16 protein-coding genes are annotated in these 17,207 nt (G+C 51.9%); 14 read left to right on the top strand and 2 right to left on the bottom strand.

All coding sequences use genetic code 11. The features are described 5' to 3' along the window. The first annotated feature begins 177 nt into the window (after positions 1 to 177). Both ACT3RP_RS08400 and ACT3RP_RS08395 read left to right on the top strand, forming a co-directional pair. Positions 178 to 1,767 (top strand): peptide chain release factor 3, encoded by a 1,590-nt coding sequence (locus ACT3RP_RS08400; RefSeq protein WP_441683707.1) that lies wholly within the window; start codon positions 178 to 180, stop codon positions 1,765 to 1,767. Between the two features lie 14 nt (positions 1,768 to 1,781). Further along, positions 1,782 to 2,555 (top strand): TatD family hydrolase, encoded by a 774-nt coding sequence (locus ACT3RP_RS08395; RefSeq protein ID WP_483393726.1) that lies wholly within the window; start codon positions 1,782 to 1,784, stop codon positions 2,553 to 2,555. On the opposite strand, the gene ygfZ is transcribed toward ACT3RP_RS08395, so the two are convergent. Next, the gene (ygfZ, locus tag ACT3RP_RS08390; protein WP_483393623.1) at positions 2,552 to 3,523 is read right to left on the bottom strand and encodes a CAF17-like 4Fe-4S cluster assembly/insertion protein YgfZ; all 972 of its coding nucleotides are present in this window, start codon (positions 3,521 to 3,523) and stop codon (positions 2,552 to 2,554) included. The genes ACT3RP_RS08395 and ygfZ overlap by 4 nt on opposite strands. Positions 3,524 to 3,694: 171 nt before the next feature. Between ygfZ and ACT3RP_RS08385 the strand changes: the two genes are divergently transcribed. The 8 genes from ACT3RP_RS08385 to ACT3RP_RS08350 all read left to right on the top strand — a co-directional run bounded on the left by ACT3RP_RS08385 (position 3,695) and on the right by ACT3RP_RS08350 (position 12,411). After that, positions 3,695 to 3,892 carry a hypothetical protein gene (locus ACT3RP_RS08385; RefSeq protein ID WP_096280124.1) on the top strand — a complete coding sequence of 66 codons (198 nt, stop codon included), beginning with the start codon at positions 3,695 to 3,697 and terminating at the stop codon, positions 3,890 to 3,892. Further along, the gene (locus ACT3RP_RS08380; RefSeq protein WP_096280122.1) at positions 3,892 to 4,299 is read left to right on the top strand and encodes an OsmC family protein; all 408 of its coding nucleotides are present in this window, start codon (positions 3,892 to 3,894) and stop codon (positions 4,297 to 4,299) included. The genes ACT3RP_RS08385 and ACT3RP_RS08380 overlap by 1 nt, the downstream gene beginning before the upstream one ends. 38 nt (positions 4,300 to 4,337) lie before the next feature. Next, positions 4,338 to 6,362, top strand: coding sequence for an excinuclease ABC subunit UvrB (uvrB, locus tag ACT3RP_RS08375; RefSeq protein WP_096280120.1), 2,025 nt, complete (start codon positions 4,338 to 4,340; stop codon positions 6,360 to 6,362). Positions 6,363 to 6,369: 7 nt separating this feature from the next. Then, positions 6,370 to 7,191, top strand: a complete 822-nt coding sequence (gene nei / locus ACT3RP_RS08370) for an endonuclease VIII (protein WP_483393622.1) — start codon at positions 6,370 to 6,372, stop codon at positions 7,189 to 7,191. A gap of 192 nt (positions 7,192 to 7,383) precedes the next feature. Next, positions 7,384 to 8,889 carry a fumarate hydratase gene (locus tag ACT3RP_RS08365; protein WP_483393621.1) on the top strand — a complete coding sequence of 502 codons (1,506 nt, stop codon included), beginning with the start codon at positions 7,384 to 7,386 and terminating at the stop codon, positions 8,887 to 8,889. A gap of 81 nt (positions 8,890 to 8,970) precedes the next feature. Then, positions 8,971 to 10,389 carry a cardiolipin synthase gene (gene cls, locus ACT3RP_RS08360; RefSeq protein ID WP_096280113.1) on the top strand — a complete coding sequence of 473 codons (1,419 nt, stop codon included), beginning with the start codon at positions 8,971 to 8,973 and terminating at the stop codon, positions 10,387 to 10,389. 63 nt (positions 10,390 to 10,452) lie between these two features. Then, positions 10,453 to 11,370, top strand: a complete 918-nt coding sequence (locus tag ACT3RP_RS08355) for a LysR substrate-binding domain-containing protein (protein ID WP_096280111.1) — start codon at positions 10,453 to 10,455, stop codon at positions 11,368 to 11,370. Positions 11,371 to 11,511: 141 nt separating this feature from the next. Continuing rightward, positions 11,512 to 12,411 carry a YihY/virulence factor BrkB family protein gene (locus tag ACT3RP_RS08350; protein ID WP_096280109.1) on the top strand — a complete coding sequence of 300 codons (900 nt, stop codon included), beginning with the start codon at positions 11,512 to 11,514 and terminating at the stop codon, positions 12,409 to 12,411. Between the two features lie 131 nt (positions 12,412 to 12,542). On the opposite strand, the gene ACT3RP_RS08345 is transcribed toward ACT3RP_RS08350, so the two are convergent. Beyond that, on the bottom strand, positions 12,543 to 13,484 hold the full coding sequence (locus tag ACT3RP_RS08345; RefSeq protein ID WP_096280107.1) for a D-2-hydroxyacid dehydrogenase: 942 nt from the start codon (positions 13,482 to 13,484) through the stop codon (positions 12,543 to 12,545). 218 nt (positions 13,485 to 13,702) lie between these two features. On the opposite strand from ACT3RP_RS08345, the gene ACT3RP_RS08340 reads away from it, so the two are divergent. The 4 genes from ACT3RP_RS08340 to ruvA all read left to right on the top strand — a co-directional run bounded on the left by ACT3RP_RS08340 (position 13,703) and on the right by ruvA (position 17,206). Further along, a complete protein-coding gene (locus ACT3RP_RS08340) occupies positions 13,703 to 14,002 on the top strand; it encodes an FmdB family zinc ribbon protein (RefSeq protein ID WP_096280105.1) in 300 nt (99 codons plus the stop codon). Between the two features lie 66 nt (positions 14,003 to 14,068). Further along, on the top strand, positions 14,069 to 15,850 hold the full coding sequence (aspS, locus tag ACT3RP_RS08335; RefSeq protein ID WP_096280103.1) for an aspartate--tRNA ligase: 1,782 nt from the start codon (positions 14,069 to 14,071) through the stop codon (positions 15,848 to 15,850). Positions 15,851 to 15,945: 95 nt separating this feature from the next. Then, a complete protein-coding gene (gene ruvC, locus ACT3RP_RS08330; RefSeq protein WP_483393620.1) occupies positions 15,946 to 16,494 on the top strand; it encodes a crossover junction endodeoxyribonuclease RuvC in 549 nt (182 codons plus the stop codon). 103 nt (positions 16,495 to 16,597) lie between these two features. Further along, positions 16,598 to 17,206 (top strand): Holliday junction branch migration protein RuvA, encoded by a 609-nt coding sequence (gene ruvA, locus ACT3RP_RS08325; RefSeq protein WP_096280098.1) that lies wholly within the window; start codon positions 16,598 to 16,600, stop codon positions 17,204 to 17,206. The last annotated feature ends 1 nt before the right edge of the window (position 17,207 follow it).

Below are 17,207 nucleotides of genomic sequence, written 5' to 3'. Positions count from 1 at the left end.
TTAAAAACGCTGACTCTGTCAGCGTTTTTTTTGACCATCTATTAGGTGATGCGACCTTGACGCCACCCGCGACAACAGCAGTCTCCAGGCGGTACAATTAGCGCAATAGACATTGCTCAACGCGCGGTGATCGTTAAATAGAAGGCTGCGCTGAGACTACATATTTAAAGAGGCACAATGAAAGACACTCATTTAGCCCGTGAAGCTGAGCTTCGCAGGACATTCGCTATTATCTCGCACCCCGACGCCGGTAAAACCACGATCACCGAAAAAATGCTGCTGTTTGGAAACGCCATCCAGCTAGCCGGCTCGGTTAAGAGTAAGCGTAATGACCGCCACGCCACCTCGGACTGGATGAAAATGGAGCAGGAGCGGGGTATTTCAGTAACGACCTCGGTGATGCAGTTTCCTTACGGGGGGCGCATCGTCAATCTATTGGATACGCCCGGACACGAAGACTTCTCTGAAGATACCTACCGCACGCTAACGGCGGTCGACTCTGCGTTAATGATAATTGATGGTGCTAAAGGCGTTGAAGATCGCACCATCAAGCTGATGGAGGTATGTCGGCTACGTACCACACCGATCTTAACGTTTATCAATAAGATGGACCGCGATACCCGTGACCCTATTGAAGTCATGGATGAAGTAGAAACGGTTCTGAATATCCAGTGTGCGCCAATGACCTGGCCAATTGGTATGGGGCGTCACTTCAAGGGCGTTTATCATCTTTATAACGACGTCATCCATCTCTACACTCAGGGCCAGGGTAGCCGAATTCCTGATGATAAGCGCATTGAAGGCCTGCATAGCCCCGAGGTAGATGCGGCGCTGGGAGAAGAGCAGGCCGAAGAGCTGCGCATGGAAGTTGAGCTGGTTCGTGGCGCTTCTCATGAGTTTGATCTTGAGGCTTATCGCCGTGGCGATTTATCGCCCGTTTATTTCGGCACTGCTATGGGCAACTTTGGCGTGCGCGAAATGCTTGACGGTTTTGTTGAGTACGCACCGCCGCCCCAAGCGCATCAAACCGACACGCGTGACGTCATTGCGGATGATGATCGATTTACCGGCTTTGTGTTTAAGATTCAGGCCAACATGGATCCCAATCACCGGGACCGTATTGCCTTCTTGCGGGTATGTTCTGGCAAGTACGAAAAGAACATGAAGATGCGCCACGTGCGTACTGGTAAAGACGTTAAGATTGCCGATGCGCTGACGTTCATGGCTTCTGATCGCTCACACGTGGAAGAAGCTTGGCCCGGCGATATTATCGGTCTGCACAACCACGGGACTATTCAGATAGGCGATACGTTTACCGTTGGCGAAGATATGCGCTTTACCGGCATTCCTCACTTTGCTCCTGAACTCTTTAAGCGCGTGCGGTTAAAAGACCCTCTGAAGATGAAAGCACTTCAAAAAGGCTTGCAGCAGCTTTCTGAAGAAGGCGCAACGCAGGTCTTTATGCCGATGGATAATAACGATCTGATTCTCGGTGCCGTAGGTACTCTGCAGTTTGATGTTGTTGCCCATCGTCTGAAGGAAGAATACAAGGTCGACTGTCTGTACGAAGGGGTCAATGTACAAACGGCGCGCTGGATCTACTGTGAAGACGCCAAGAAGCTAGAAGAATTCAAGCGTAAGGCCAGCACCAACTTGGCGATCGATGGGGGGGGCTATCTGACCTACATTGCACCGACTCGGGTAAACCTTCAAATGACCCAAGAGCGTTGGCCAGACATCCGCTTTCAGCCTACGCGCGAACACTAGTTTTTTATATGTCTATGCTGATTGATGCTCACTGCCATCTCGACTTCCCTCAGTTCGATCATGACCGAGCAGAGGTGTTTGAGGCCGCGAAGGCGGTGGGCGTTTCGCACTTTGTCATTCCTGGTGCGACCCGAGAGCGCTGGCAGCATGTGCTGGCGCTGGCCGAGCGCGATGATACGTCGGCATGCGTGGGCTTGCATCCTTACTTTGTGGCGCAGCATCAGGAAGCGGACCTTGCCGCGCTTGATCAACTATTCATTAAGCATCCAGAAATCGTGGCGGTGGGCGAGTGCGGTATTGATGCTCGCTTTGAAGCGACTATTGATGCCCAATGGCACTACTTTGATGCTCAGTTAAGGCTGGCTCAGAAGCACTCTTTGCCTGTCGTGGTGCACTGTGTGCATGCTAATGACACCGTTGCTAAGCGCCTTGGTCAGTTTTCGCTGCCTAAAGCAGGTATGATTCACGCCTTTTCAGGTTCAATTGAGCAAGCTCAGAAGTTTTTAGCGCTTGGTTTCAAGCTAGGCTTAGGTGGGGCAGTGACCTATGGGCGCGCCAAGCGATTACAGCGCATGGTAAAAGCACTACCCGATGACGCCTTTATGCTCGAAACCGATAGCCCCGATATGCCATTAAATGGCTGCCAGGGCATGCGCAATGAGCCAAGTAGGCTAGTCGATGTATGCCGTGCGGTGGCTAGGCTGCGCGAGCAAACAGCCGAGCAGGTCGCGGGACAGACCAGTGCTGTCGCCGCAACGCTATTTGGGTTGCCGTGCATGCGGCCTTAGCTGTTAAGGCTGACCGCTAGCTGCTCGGGATCTACGCGTTCAATCGGGTAGGGCAGCGGTAAAAGGGTGGCGGGTAGTCCGGACAAAAAGATGGGTGTCATTTCTTCGGCGATTTTAGTGCTCATTACCGCCAGCAGCTCAATGCCACCTAGCGAGTCCGACGCACTGATCACCACTTCGCCTACCGATTTGTCGTCACTATTAACCAGGCTGGCGCCCGCTTCTGGCAGCGCTTTTGTCTCGACGCTGACGCGCATCAGGCGCTTTTTAACCTGGCCCCGGAAGTGTGCTCTCGCGACGACTTCTTGGCCGGTGTAGCAACCCTTTTTAAAGCTAATCCCGCCAAGCGCTTCCCAATTTATCATCTGGGGCAGGAAGTGATCCTGCTGAGCATCGGTTAGCCACGCTAAGCCACTGCGAATATCTTCAAGCTGCCAAGCATTGCGGCCCGCATCGTCATCTTGTAAGGCCACGGTAGCGTCATTGTTGGCGTTGTCGAAACAGAATATAAAGCGCGGTGTCTCACCTAGGCACTGCAAACTTAGAGCCTGCTCGCTGTTAAAGTGGGTGCCGACGTTGTCGGGAAGCTGCAGCCCGTGCTGGTCCGCCAGTGCCTGAGCACCCTCGCTGGCACCGATGAAGGTTAGATGAGGCTGCATAATCAGTTCCGCACGATAAAAAGCAGCGAATTTTTTAAGATGACTGGCTAAGCTATCGACTAATGTTGTGCTCAGCAGCAGGCGGAAATGCTCATTGCTCAACCGCAGTAGTTGGGCATTAGCTAGCATTCGCCCTTTTGGCGTACAGAAACAGGTGAGTGGCGCAAAGCGTCCATCAGCCAGGCTGACCTGAGCGCTGGTTTGTCCTTGAAGGAATTTTTCTGCATCGACGCCTTTTACATCCAGTGCCGCTAAATGGGTTAGGCGGACGCAGCCAAGGGCGGGGGTTCTAGAGGGAACGGTCGCCATAAAAACTCCTAAAGAAAATGGTAAGGTGCCAGCGTATAAAATACGTACTGATATGCCGTTTAATGCGGGCGCAGGGCATCAATTGCAAGGCACTATTAGCGTGCTAAACTCTTCATTTGATATCAGCTTTACACAGTTTATCAGGTGTTGACCAACAGGTAAGGAAACGGTATGGCGCAACAATCATTAACATTTCAGCAAGTTAAAACGGTCGAACAAGTTAATAAAATCACCACGGCGCTTATGATGCTTGAAGGCGTTGACAGTGCTGAGGTGGGAAGGCACGGCGCCGACGTGGATGGCCGGGCAACGCGTCAAACGCTTATTAACGCGATTGAAAAACTTAAGCTGGGCGTAAAGGTTTCTTAATGCATATACCGATTACCATTATCAGTGAACGCAACAACGTTTTTAGGCAGCGCATTGAGGTCAATGGCTTAGAAGATATGTTTGCCGATGTGCCGGCCATTGTTGGCGGTGATGGTAGTGCACCGGATCCCCATGACTATTTTGATATTGCCTTAGGCACTTGCAAGGCGATCACAGTGTCGATGTACGCCAAGCGTAAAGAGTGGTCGCTTGAGGGAATTACCGTCACCGTGCAGCGAGATGATAGCCAGGAAAAAAAAGGTATCTATAAGTTAGATGTCGCATTAATGCTGCAGGGTATTGATGATCCTGATCAGCGCGCCAGGCTGGAAGATATAAGCCACCGTTGCCCCATCCAGCGCTTGATGACTGAGTCCACCGTCGAGATCGCCACGCGGCTTGTTTAGTTTGTTTTTAGCTAATTCCCCCTTGTTTTGGAGTCACGATGAGCAAAGCCTTTCGATTGCAGTCTAAATTTCAGCCTGCTGGCGATCAGCCCGCCGCTATTAAAGGGCTGATTAGTGGCCTGGAATCAGGGCTTGCCCATCAGACACTGCTCGGGGTTACGGGGTCGGGTAAAACCTTCACTATGGCGAATGTGGTTGAGCAGCAGCAGCGCCCAACGATTGTCATGGCGCCAAATAAGACGCTCGCTGCCCAGCTTTACGGTGAGTTTAAGTCTTTTTTCCCTGATAACGCGGTTGAGTATTTCGTCTCCTACTACGATTATTATCAGCCTGAAGCCTATGTGGCGGCATCCGATACGTTTATCGAGAAAGATGCGTCGATTAATGACCATATTGAGCAGATGCGTCTTTCAGCCACCAAGGCGCTGCTTGAGCGCCGTGATGCGCTAATTGTGGTGTCCGTGTCGGCTATTTACGGCCTGGGTGATCCCGAGCAATACCTGAAAATGCGCCTTCATTTCTCCCGCGGTGAACTGATTGACCAGCGCGCCTTTTTACGCCGCTTGGCCGAGCTACAGTACACCCGCAATGATATGGATTTCCGGCGCGGCACTTACCGAGTTCGTGGCGACGTCATCGATGTCTTCCCCGCTGATTCTGAAGAAGAGGCGGTGCGAATCGAGCTGTTCGACAATGAAATCGACACGATTCGCATGTTTGATCCGCTAACCGGTGCCGTCCATGGCGAGGTGGCGCGAATGACCATCTACCCAAAATCGCACTACGTTACGCCACGGGAAACGATTTTAGGCGCCATCGATGACATTAAAGAGGAGCTCAAAGAGCGTTTAGAGTGGATGCGCAAACACGAGCGGTTGGTGGAGGCCCAGCGTTTGGAGCAGCGCACGCTTTACGATATAGAAATGATGCTTGAACTCGGTTATTGCAACGGTATTGAAAACTACTCGCGCTACCTTTCCGGGCGTGCATCGGGCGAGCCGCCGCCGACCTTCTTCGACTATTTACCAGACGACGCACTGCTGTTTATCGATGAATCTCACGTCAGCGTGCCGCAGGTCGGTGGGATGTATAAAGGCGATCGTTCGCGTAAAGAAACACTGGTCGAGTACGGTTTTCGACTGCCCTCAGCGCTGGATAATCGGCCCATGAAGTTTGAAGAGTGGGAGGCGATTTCACCGCAGACTATTTTTGTCTCCGCCACCCCAGGCCGTTATGAAGCCGAGCACACCGGTCAGACGGTTGAGCAAGTGGTACGTCCCACCGGACTGCTAGACCCTGAAATTGAGGTGCGCCCAGCCAGCACTCAGGTAGATGATCTGCTCTCGGAGATTGGACTGCGCACCGCCGTGGGTGAGCGCGTTTTGGTCACCACTCTTACCAAGCGTATGTCAGAAGATCTCACGGATTACTTTGATGAGCACGGCATTCGAGTGCGTTACTTACACTCTGACATCGACACTGTGGAGCGGGTAGAGATTATCCGTGATTTGCGCTTAGGTAAGTTTGACGTGCTAGTAGGTATAAACCTGTTACGCGAAGGTCTCGATATTCCGGAAGTATCGCTCGTGGCAATTTTGGATGCCGATAAAGAGGGCTTCTTGCGCTCTGAGCGCTCGTTGATACAGACCATCGGCCGCGCTGCCCGTAATGCTAATGGTAAAGCTATTTTGTACGGGGACCGTATTACGGACTCAATGCGCAAGGCCATTGATGAAACGGATAGGCGGCGCGCTAAGCAAACAGAGCATAACGAAGAGCATGGTATTACGCCGACAACGGTGACTCGTTCGGTCGCCGATATTCTTGAAGCGGCGCAAGCGCCTGGTAAGAAAAGCAGCCGCCGCCGCGGTAATGAGCGCAAAGTAGCTGAGTCAGCCGCTGACTATGATATCGCCAGTATGAGTAAGCAAGATCTCTTGGGTGCGATTAACAAGCTCGAAGATGCAATGTTTGAAGCAGCGCAAAATCTGGAGTTTGAAGAGGCGGCGCGTCTTCGCGACCAGCTGCATCAAATGAAGGAAAAACAGCTGGTATTGGGATAGGAGACGTATGCCGGAAGGGCCCGAAATTCGCCGTGCGGCAGACCGTGTACAGCAGCAGATAGGCGAGCGTGAGATAGACGCTGCTTGGTTTGCTTTCCCAGAGCTTGCTGAGCAGGCCGCGTCTCTTGTTGGTGCGCGTGTTACGCGGGTTGATACGTGGGGCAAGGCGATGTTGATCCGGTTTAGTGATCGGCGCGTGCTGTATTCGCACAACCAGCTGTACGGTGTTTGGAAGCAGCATGATGCCGATCAACCGCCTGACACAAAGCGCACGCTGCGTGTTAGATTGACGGCGCAAGGGCGTAGCGCAAGCCTTTACAGTGCCTCTGATATTTCCCTTTGGCACGAGGATAATCTCGCGCAGCATCCGTTTTTATCTCGGCTGGGGCCTGATTTGCTCAGCCAGGAAGTCACGGCTGGCGACGTCCAGCAACGTCTAAATCTTAAGCAGTTCCACAAACGTAGCTTAGGGGCGCTGTTGCTTGATCAGGGGTTGGTGGCAGGGTTGGGCAACTATCTGCGCTCGGAAGTTTTGTTTTTTGCGCAGCTTTCTCCGAAAACGCGTCCGATAGATTTGTCGCCAGGGCAGCAGCAGATGTTGGCGAAGTGCATTATTGAAACCACGCTTCAAACGTACCAAACGGCAGGCATCACCAATTGTGCTGCTTGGATTAAGCAGGCTAAGGTCGCCGGTGAGCCACGCAGTCAGTGGCGCTTTGCAGTATTTGATCGTGCCGGGCTGCAATGTCACCGCTGTGGCGAGGTCATCCAGCGAATCATGGTGGGTTCAAGACGGCTGTATCTATGCCCGCGCTGCCAGTCGAGTTAGTTTTTTAGGGTTTATACCGTTATCTTGAATGTTTGAATCTCTTTTTACAAACTGAACTACGTTGTCACTGGTATCGCTAGGGATGCTGCCGCGTGAGGGGCAATACGGTATACTTGGCCCACGCTAAGACGGCACTTTCGCAGTTGCGAAAGAAAGCCGCTGACTAGACGATAACCTAGGAGCTGTTAGTCCATGACCGTGATTCGCCAGGACGACGTTATTCAAAGCGTTGCCGATGCTCTGCAGTACATCTCTTACTATCATCCTAAAGATTTTATTGACGCCATGGCTGCCGCCTATGAGCGTGAAGAGAACCCCGCTGCGAAAGATGCCATTGCGCAAATTCTGATTAATTCACGCATGTGCGCCACAGGCCACCGTCCTATTTGTCAGGATACCGGTATTGTCACCGTGTTCGTTCATGTGGGTATGAACGTAACGTGGGAGGCGGACATGAGCTTGGACGACATGATCAACGAAGGTGTTCGTCGTGCTTACCTGTTGCCGGATAATATCCTGCGCGCCTCGGTACTGGCTGATCCAGACGGTAAGCGGGCCAACACCAAAGACAACACCCCGGCCATTATTCATCATTCGATTGTGCCTGGTGACAGCGTCGATATTCATGTGGCCGCGAAGGGTGGTGGCAGTGAGGCAAAATCCAAGTTTGCCATGCTGAATCCTTCAGATAGCGTGGTGGACTGGGTTATGGAGCAGCTGCCGAAGATGGGCGCCGGCTGGTGCCCGCCCGGTATGCTGGGCATTGGTATTGGCGGTACTGCTGAAAAAGCCATGCTAATTGCTAAAGAAGCGTTGCTTGATCCTATCGATATACGAGATTTACAGGCCCGTGGGCCGAGTAATCGTGCTGAGGAGCTGCGCCTAGAGTTGTTTGATAAGGTCAATAAGAGTGGTATTGGCGCGCAGGGTTTAGGTGGTTTAACCACGGTCTTGGATATTAAAGTGAGAGACTACCCAACTCACGCCGCTAACAAGCCGGTCGCGATTATTCCTAACTGTGCGGCTACTCGCCACGCTCACTTTACTCTGGACGGTTCAGGCCCTGCGGTGCTTGAAGCGCCGAAGCTGGAAGATTGGCCAGAAATTACTCGTGAAGCAGGCGAGAACGTCAAGCGTGTTAATCTTGACACCGTCACCCCAGCCGACGTCAAAACGTGGCAGCCGGGCGATACGCTATTGTTAAACGGAAAGCTGTTGACTGGCCGAGACGCCGCTCATAAGCGCATGATAGATATGTTGGCAAAAGGTGAGCCCTTGCCAGTGGATATGAAAGGGCGGTTTATCTACTACGTCGGGCCGGTTGATCCGATTGGCGACGAGGTGGTTGGACCAGCAGGACCCACCACGGCAACACGGATGGATAAATTTACTCGTACAATGCTGGAAGAAACAGGCTTGCTCGGCATGGTCGGTAAGGCAGAGCGTGGTCAAACAGCCATTGATGCCATCCGCGACAACGAAGCGGTTTATCTGATGGCCGTTGGCGGTTCGGCTTATCTCGTCGCACAGGCGATTAAAAAATCGCGGGTAGTTGGTTTCGAAGATCTGGGCATGGAGGCTATTTACGAATTTGAAGTTGAAGATATGCCTGTGACCGTTGCTGTGGATAGCCAGGGTACATCGGTGCATCAAACAGGACCGGCTAAGTGGAAAGAAATTATTGCTCAGTCTGCGTAGTAAAGAAGTATGGTTGATTAGGCTTTAAAACGAAAAGGGCCTCGCTTGTGGCGAGGCCCTTGCCTATATAAGGACGTAGCTATGGCCTCTTGGTTATTAGGGACCAGCATTTTATTGATACATCTGTTAGGCATCGTGTCGGCCATCATGGCGCTGATGTCTAGCCGCACCTCTCAAGGAGCGGTAGCGTGGATTATATCGCTGCTTACTTTTCCGTATGTTGCACTTCCAGCCTATTGGTTTTTTGGTCGACCGCGGTTCTACGGCTACGTATCGGCTCGCGGCCAGCGTGACACCGTACTGCGCCGGGTATTAGTTCGTTATCGAGCCAATGTGCAGCCCTACGTGGCGCCTTCAAGCAGTGCCGATATCCAGGCCGTTGAACAGCTGGCCATGATGCCATTGACGCGCGGTAATCAAGCGACGCTATTGGTCAACGGTCACGCCGCGTTTGAGAGCCTTTTTGACGGCATTGATCGCGCTGAAAACTATGTGTTGATACAGTTTTTTATCGTGCGCAACGACGCGCTGGGCCAGCGTTTGTTGAGTCATCTGCAGCGTGCGGCTAAGCGTGGCGTACGGGTTTATTTTCTTTATGATGAAGTGGGTAGCCGCAAATTAAACGAAGGCTATCTGGGCGATTTAACGCGTGAAGGCGCGTCAGTCAGTGCCTTTCGGTCATCGCGAGGGTTTAAACATCGATTTCAGCTCAACTTCCGTAACCACCGTAAAGTCACGGTAGTTGACGGGAAAGAGGGTTGGGTAGGTGGTTTAAACGTGGGTATTGAATACCTAGGTGAGGACCCGCGACACGGTGCCTGGCGCGACACGCATTTAAAGCTGCAAGGGCCCAGTGTGTTGGGCTTGCAGGAGGCCTTTTGGGAAGACTGGCACTGGGCAACGGACGAAGTGATTAGCCTGAACTGGATAGCCGATACGTCTACAGCAACCGACCATCATGTCGTCATAGTGCCTTCTGGTCCCGCTGACCGCCAGGACACTGCCAGCCTGTTAGTGCAGCAGGTTATTCATAGTGCGAAACATCGCCTGTGGGTCACTAGTCCTTATTTTGTACCCGATCAAGGCGTTCAGGATGCGTTGCGCTTAGCGGCGATGCGCGGTGTAGACGTGCGCGTGATGATTCCTGAGCGACCAGACCATTTATTAGTATTCTTGTCAGCATTTTCATTCCTGCCTGACATGTTAAGAGCGGGTGTTAAAATATACCGTTATCTTCCAGGATTTCTACATCAAAAAGTAATGCTTGTAGACGGTGAAGCAGCCACGGTAGGCACTATCAATTTAGATAATCGCTCGTTTCGATTAAATTTTGAAATCACCGCGTTTATACCTAGCCCAGAGTTTGCTGCCAGCGTCGCGGTGATGCTAGAAAATGATTTTGAACAGTGCCGCCGTGTAACAATGGATGAAATTAATCAGCGTTCAATGTGGATGAAAGTAGTTTCTCGGGCAGCTTACTTAACGGCTCCTGTCCAATAATGCAGGTACCTCTGATAATAAAAGCAGCTCTGCGTGGATGACGAGTAAAACAAGGAGTCATGGGTGAATCTTGAAACAAAATGGCTGGAGGATTTCGTGGCGCTTGCCGGCACACGCAGCTTCTCGGCCTCAGCACGCCAGCGACACGTTACACAGCCGGCTTTTAGTCGGCGTATTCGCGCGCTAGAGCAAGCTGTTGATGTAACTTTGGTAGATCGTTCCACAACGCCCGTTGGGTTAACGCCCGAAGGCCAACTTTTTTTAGTCACAGCGCGAAACCTTGTCGAACAGCTGAACGAATCGCTGAGCCATTTACGTGGTTTGTCTATTGCTAATGAAGCGTTAGATATCGTCGCGGCGCACTCTTTAGCGTTGAGTTTTTATCCACCGTGGATTTCTCGGTTACAAAAAGGCCTGGGGGAGCTGCCCACTCGTTTAGTGGCTATGAACGTAGGAGAGGCTATTCACGTATTGCGCGAGGGTAACTGCGATTTAATGCTCGCGTATTACGATCCTTTTGCCACTATGCAGCTAGATGCTGAAGTATTTCCCTCGTTCTCAATCGGCAAGGTCAATATGCTGCCCGTTTCGTTGCCAGACGAGCAGGGTAAGCCGCTATTTTCATTGCAGCATGACGCCTCCATCCCCTATCTCTCCTATACCCAAGCCGCATTTTTAGGCCGAACGGTACGCATGCTGCTCAAAAATGATCCGCTACGGATGAAGTTACGCACCGTTTATGAAACCGCCATGGCCGAAGGCCTGAAAGGAATGGTGTTACAGGGTGCTGGCGTGGCATGGATACCTGATTTTTGTATTCGCGAAGAGTTGAAAAGTGGGCGCTTGGTCAGAGCCGGTGAGCAACACTGGGATATACCGCTTGAGATCCGCCTATATCGCTGCTCGATGGTGCACAAGCCTGGTGTAGAGCGTTTATGGCGGCAGATGGTGAAGCTACCGCGGGACTTTCTGCAAGCATGAGCTTGGCCGTTACGGATGGCAGCAACGATGACATGTCACGTGTCAGAAAACTGCGTTAAACGTTGTGGTTCGGTATGCTATATACGTAGCATACCGATAAGCCTTACAAAACGCGTCTAAACGATTACATGGGAAGTGAATATGATTAAAAAAACGGCAACCTTCTGGTGGAATGTAATGCAAGATGCCGTTTCATTATGGCTAGAACGAAATGCGTTTAGCTATGCAGGCTCGCTCGCTTTTTATACGCTGTTCTCATTGGCACCTACTATTATCATTGCGGTGACGGTAATCGGCGTTGTATTAGGCGAAGAAGCTGCCCAAGGTCAAATAGTCGCGCAGCTGCAGGGTACGTTAGGAACCGATGCCGCGACGGCGATCGAACAAGCGGTCGCGCAGTCGCGCATTGAAGAGTCGGGGCTGTTGCCGACGGTGTTGGGGTTCATCGCGCTGATCGTGGGGGCCACGACCGTATTCGCGCAAATGCAATTTTCGCTTAACACGATATGGGGAGTGACGGCAAAGCCAACGTCTAATAGCGCCTTCGTGTTTATTAAAAACCGTCTGCTATCGCTTACGGTTGTCCTATCCATCGGGTTTATCCTGCTGGTGTCATTAGTTTTAGGAGTCGTGCTGCGTGGAGTGCTGCTAGCGACAGACAACTTACTGCCGTTTGCCAGTTTATTTACGACGTCTTTAGAATCGCTTATTTCAGTGGCCATGGTGACATTGCTATTTGCGACTATTTTTAAAGTACTGCCCGATGTCGTGCTGCGGTGGAAAGATGTATTTTTGGGGGCTGTTGTCACCGCGGTACTATTTACTATAGGTCGTAGCGTTATCGCTATTTACTTAGCGCATACCGCTACCGCTTCAACCTATGGCGCAGCAGGGTCTGTTGTGATGATTTTACTTTGGGTTTACTACAGCTCATTGATTTTACTGTTTGGTGCTGCCTTTACTCGGTCCTTGCTGTTGCGCCGCGGTCGAGCTCTGGTGCCAAGAAATAGCGCGGTGCTTATCAAACAAGAGTACGTTTAAATAGCCCGCAGTACAGCGCATTCACCTCAGGAGTGTGGCTCATCCAGGTTTTGTAATGACACCCTGGATGATCGCCACGCCCCTAGCGCCGTTAAGGCATCTCAGCCTCGTAAATGATTTTCAGGTGTTTTTCACTGAGATGTTTTCCATTCGCTAATATTGTTTGCCGTTAAACTCACAATGTTCTGTCTGGCTTCGGGTGTGACCCAGGCATTGTGTGGAGTGACAATCAAATTGAGCGGTTCGGCGAGCGCGTCAAGCAGTGGATGCCCGTTTCTGGGGGGTTCTGCCGGCAGTACGTCAACCGCCAGTCCGCCTAGTTTGCCGCTGCGTAGCGCGTCTAATGCAGCAACCTCGTCAATCATGCCGCCTCGGGCGCAGTTAATCAGTAGCAGCGATGGTTTGGCCTTAGCCAGGCGCTCCCGATTAATCAAATGCTTAGTAGCGTCGCTAAGCGGGCAATGCAAACTAATAACGTCAGCATCATCAAGCAGATCATCAAGGGACGGGCGTTTGTCGTTGGTCTCATTGCCTGGTCGGGCGGTAAAAGAGACGTTCATTCCGAACGCTTCCGCTAAACGAGCAACTTCAGAGCCCAGCTCTCCTTGCCCAACCATGACTAAATGTTTGCCTGAAAGCTGTAGCGTAGGATAGTCCTGCAGGCAGAAAAAATCGCTGCGCTGCCACTTACCTGCGGCCACGTCGCGCTGATAAAGGGGGAGGCGATTGGCTAGTGAGAGCATGAGCATTAAAGTGTGCTGCGAAACGCTGGCAGTGCCGTAAGCCGCTACGTTTTTGACCTCAATGTTATTAGCTTTAGCCGTCTCAAGGTCAATATTATTAAGCCCCGTTGCTAGTACACATATCAACCGCAGTTTGGGCAGCTGTTGCAACGTTTTTGCGTCTAGAACGACCTTGTTTACAATCGCAATATCTGCGTCAGCAAGGCGTTCAGCCGCCTGTTGTGTCGAACTTTGCTCAAACACCTCAAGGTGAGAAACCGACTCACGAATGGCGGCTAAGTCAATCTGGGGGCCTAAGCTCTTAGCATCCAATATCACTGCGTGGGGCATTTTCTTATCTCCATAAACTGCCTTGGTCTGCATAACCTTGCTTGGCAGGGGTCACAAAAGGGTATAATGGCGGCGCTTGATCAACCGCAGCCTTGGAATTTATCCCGACTGGCCACATATTGGCAGCCCGGCAGCGTTTATTTTTGCTATTTTTCTGTCAGAAACACGTCTGTCAGAACTGAACCTGTCAGCGTTGAGCTTTATAAGGAGTCATCAACATGCCCATCTATGAATATGAGTGCAAGGCCTGCGGCCATCGTATGGAAAAACTGCAGAAGATTAGTGCTGATCCTTTAAAGGATTGTCCAGCGTGTCATAGCGATGGTTTGGCTCGCTTGGTATCCGCTGCAGGGTTTCGCTTGGCCGGCGGCGGTTGGTATGAAACTGATTTTAAAACGGGTAGCAAAAAGAATTTAGTCGCTGATGGCAAAACGGCATCGACAGATGCTGGCAAAACCAGTGATACCAGTGCTACCTCTAAGAGCGCTACTCCTACAGACAAGGGCGCCGCGGCATAGCCGAGGCTGCCAGGGTTGGGACGACCCGCGACACATTAATTGCCACGTAACAGAACAGGATTTGACATGCGCAGCCATTATTGCGGCCAGCTGAATGAAACTTTGGTGGATCAAACGGTTACGGTATGCGGATGGGTTCATCGCCGCCGTGACCACGGTGGAGTAATTTTCCTCGACATGCGCGACCGCGATGGTATCGCTCAGATCGTGGTCGACCCCGATACCGCCGATGCGTTCGCTCATGCGGACCGCGCTCGCAGCGAGTACGTCCTGCGCATTACAGGCCGTGTGCGGTTGCGTCCAGAAGGCACCCAAAATGCCAACATGCCGACGGGCATGATTGAAGTGTTAGCAAAAGATGTTGAAGTGCTCAACGCGGCAATTACGCCGCCTTTCATGCTTGATGAGCATGGGAAAGTGGGCGAAGAAGTGCGTTTAAAGTATCGCTATATCGATCTGCGTCGCCCTGACATGATTGAAAAACTGCGTCTGCGTTCACGTATTTCTCACAACGTTCGTGCCTACCTTGAAGGTCAGGGGTTTTTAGATATCGAAACCCCTGTGCTGACACGCGCCACACCAGAAGGGGCGCGTGACTATCTAGTGCCTAGCCGTACGCATGCCGGTAGCTTCTTTGCGTTGCCGCAGTCGCCTCAGCTGTTTAAGCAACTTTTGATGGTGGCCGGCTTTGATCGCTACTATCAAATTGCCAAATGTTTCCGTGATGAAGATTTACGTGCCGATCGTCAGCCTGAATTTACCCAGATTGATATTGAGGCATCGTTTGTAGATGAGAACGATATCATGGGGATTACTGAAACCATGATTCGCCAGCTGTTCCAAGAAGTGTTAAGCGCTGAGCTTCCTGAGTTCCCGCGGATGACGTGGCAGGAAGCGATGGATCGCTTTGGCTCTGATAAGCCAGACTTGCGCATCCCGCTTGAACTGACTGACGTTGATGACCTAATGCAGCAGGTCGATTTTAAAGTCTTTTCTGGTCCGGCCAGTGCCGATGATGGCCGCGTAGCGGCGCTCAAAGTGCCCGGCGGTGCTAAGCTCTCGCGTAAAGAGATTGATGAGTACACCAAGTTTGTTGGCATTTACGGTGCTAAGGGCTTGGCATGGATTAAGGTCAACGAGCGCGCTAAAGGGCTTGAGGGTCTGCAGTCACCGATCGTCAAGTTTATGGAAAATATCGTTGAAGAGCTGCTTGATCGCGTAGGCGCAGAAGATGGCGATATTATTTTCTTCGGTGCAGATAAAGCGCGTATCGTCAACGAAGCCATTGGCGCGCTGCGTGTCAAGCTGGGCGCTGACCTGGAGCTTTACACCCAGGAATGGGCGCCGCTTTGGGTTGTCGACTTCCCCATGTTTGAGGCCGATGACAGCGGTCGTTTAAGTCCGCTGCACCATCCGTTTACGGCACCTTCGTGCACACCTGAGGAGCTCAAGGCTGATCCAGCTAAAGCGCTTTCTCGGGCTTATGACATGGTGCTTAATGGTACCGAGCTCGGTGGCGGCTCTATTCGTATTCATGACCAAGCCATGCAGAGCACCGTATTTGATATTCTTGGCATTGGTGAGGAAGAGGCCCAGGAGAAATTCGGCTTCTTGCTGGATGCGCTTCAATACGGCGCGCCCCCGCATGGTGGCTTAGCGTTCGGTCTGGACCGTTTGGTGATGCTGATGGTCGGTGCTAAGACTATTCGTGAAGTGATTGCTTTCCCGAAAACCCAAAGCGCGGCCTGCTTAATGACCAATGCGCCGGGTGAAGTCAGCCCAGAGCAGCTAAAAGACCTTCACATCCGCCTACGTCAAAAAGTTAAGGCGGAAACAGTCGCAGAATAAAGCGCCTGTACCGTTGACCAGCACCGACGCTACGGCGTCGGTGTTTTTGTATGCTGCTCTGATAGTTAGGCCTAATCCACTCGAGTAACGGTGTTATGGATGAGAGAAAGCCTGCTGTACCCATACGCATACTGGGCATTGATCCTGGCTCCCGCGTGACGGGTTACGGCGTTATTGATGTGATTGGCGTCAAGCCTTGCTACGTAGCGAGCGGCTGTATCCGCACCGCTGACGGCGCTTTAGAGCAACGCTTGGCACAAATTTATGCAGGACTCAGCGAAGTCGTCGGTTTGCACAAGCCTTCTCAAGTAGCTATTGAGCGTGTTTTTATGGCTAAAAATCCGGATTCAGCACTTAAACTGGGCCAAGCAAGAGGAGCCGCATTAGTCTGTATGGCAAATCACGGGTTAAGTCTTGCCGAGTATGCCGCACGACAAATCAAACAGTCGGTGACGGGCCAGGGTGGTGCGGATAAAGCTCAAGTGCAACATATGGTGACGGCTATTTTGCAGCTCTCGGCCACTCCGCAAGCAGATGCCGCCGATGCGCTTGCCATTGCGTTAACCCATGCCTACAGCGCACCGGGGCTTACTGGCACGGTGACGCGGGGTCGCAGCCGCTCTGCAGGGCGCTGGCGTCTTTAAATCGACAATATGTAAAGTCTTACTACTGGTCATCTGTACATAGTCACTTTATAGTAAACGGCTGTTTTTACTCTATCGTTTTCACCCGAGCGCGAGCGACTTTATGATTGGACGTCTGAGTGGCCAGTTACTGGCAAAGCAACCGCCTTGGATCGTGATCGACGTTCATGGCGTAGGTTACGAGCTAGAAACGTCAATGAACACGTTGGTAGCATTACCTGCAGTCGGGGAAAGCGTTTCGTTATTCACACATCTAACCATTCGTGACGACGCTCACCTGCTATACGGTTTTGGAAGAGAGCATGAGCGTGCTCTGTTTCGAGCACTGATAAAGGTCAACGGCGTGGGGCCTAAACTGGCGTTAGCGATTTTGTCGGGCATGGACGAAGATGCCTTTATGCGCTGTGTCCGAGACGATGACAGTAAGGCGCTAACCAAGCTGCCAGGCGTGGGGAAAAAAACCGCCGAGCGGCTGATCATCGAAATGCGCGATCGCTTTCCAGAGTGGGAAGATGGTAGCAATGCATTACTGCCTCTTGAGGCTACCAATGGCCGGGGCTCTGCACGAGACAACCTCGCCGATGCGGAGGCCGCATTGGTAAGTTTGGGGTATAAACTCACCGAAGCATCAAAAATGTTGGCGGACATAGACTCTAATCAGTCGACGGAGGCGCTTATTAAAGCCGCGCTGACGCAACGTATGAATGGCTAGC

It is taken from the genome of Halomonas sp. AOP5-B2-8, from assembly GCF_052376475.1.
Classification (GTDB): domain Bacteria; phylum Pseudomonadota; class Gammaproteobacteria; order Pseudomonadales; family Halomonadaceae; genus Vreelandella; species Vreelandella casei.
Note: the sequence above shows the minus strand (reverse complement) of the source record. Positions and strands in the feature narration are given on the sequence as shown.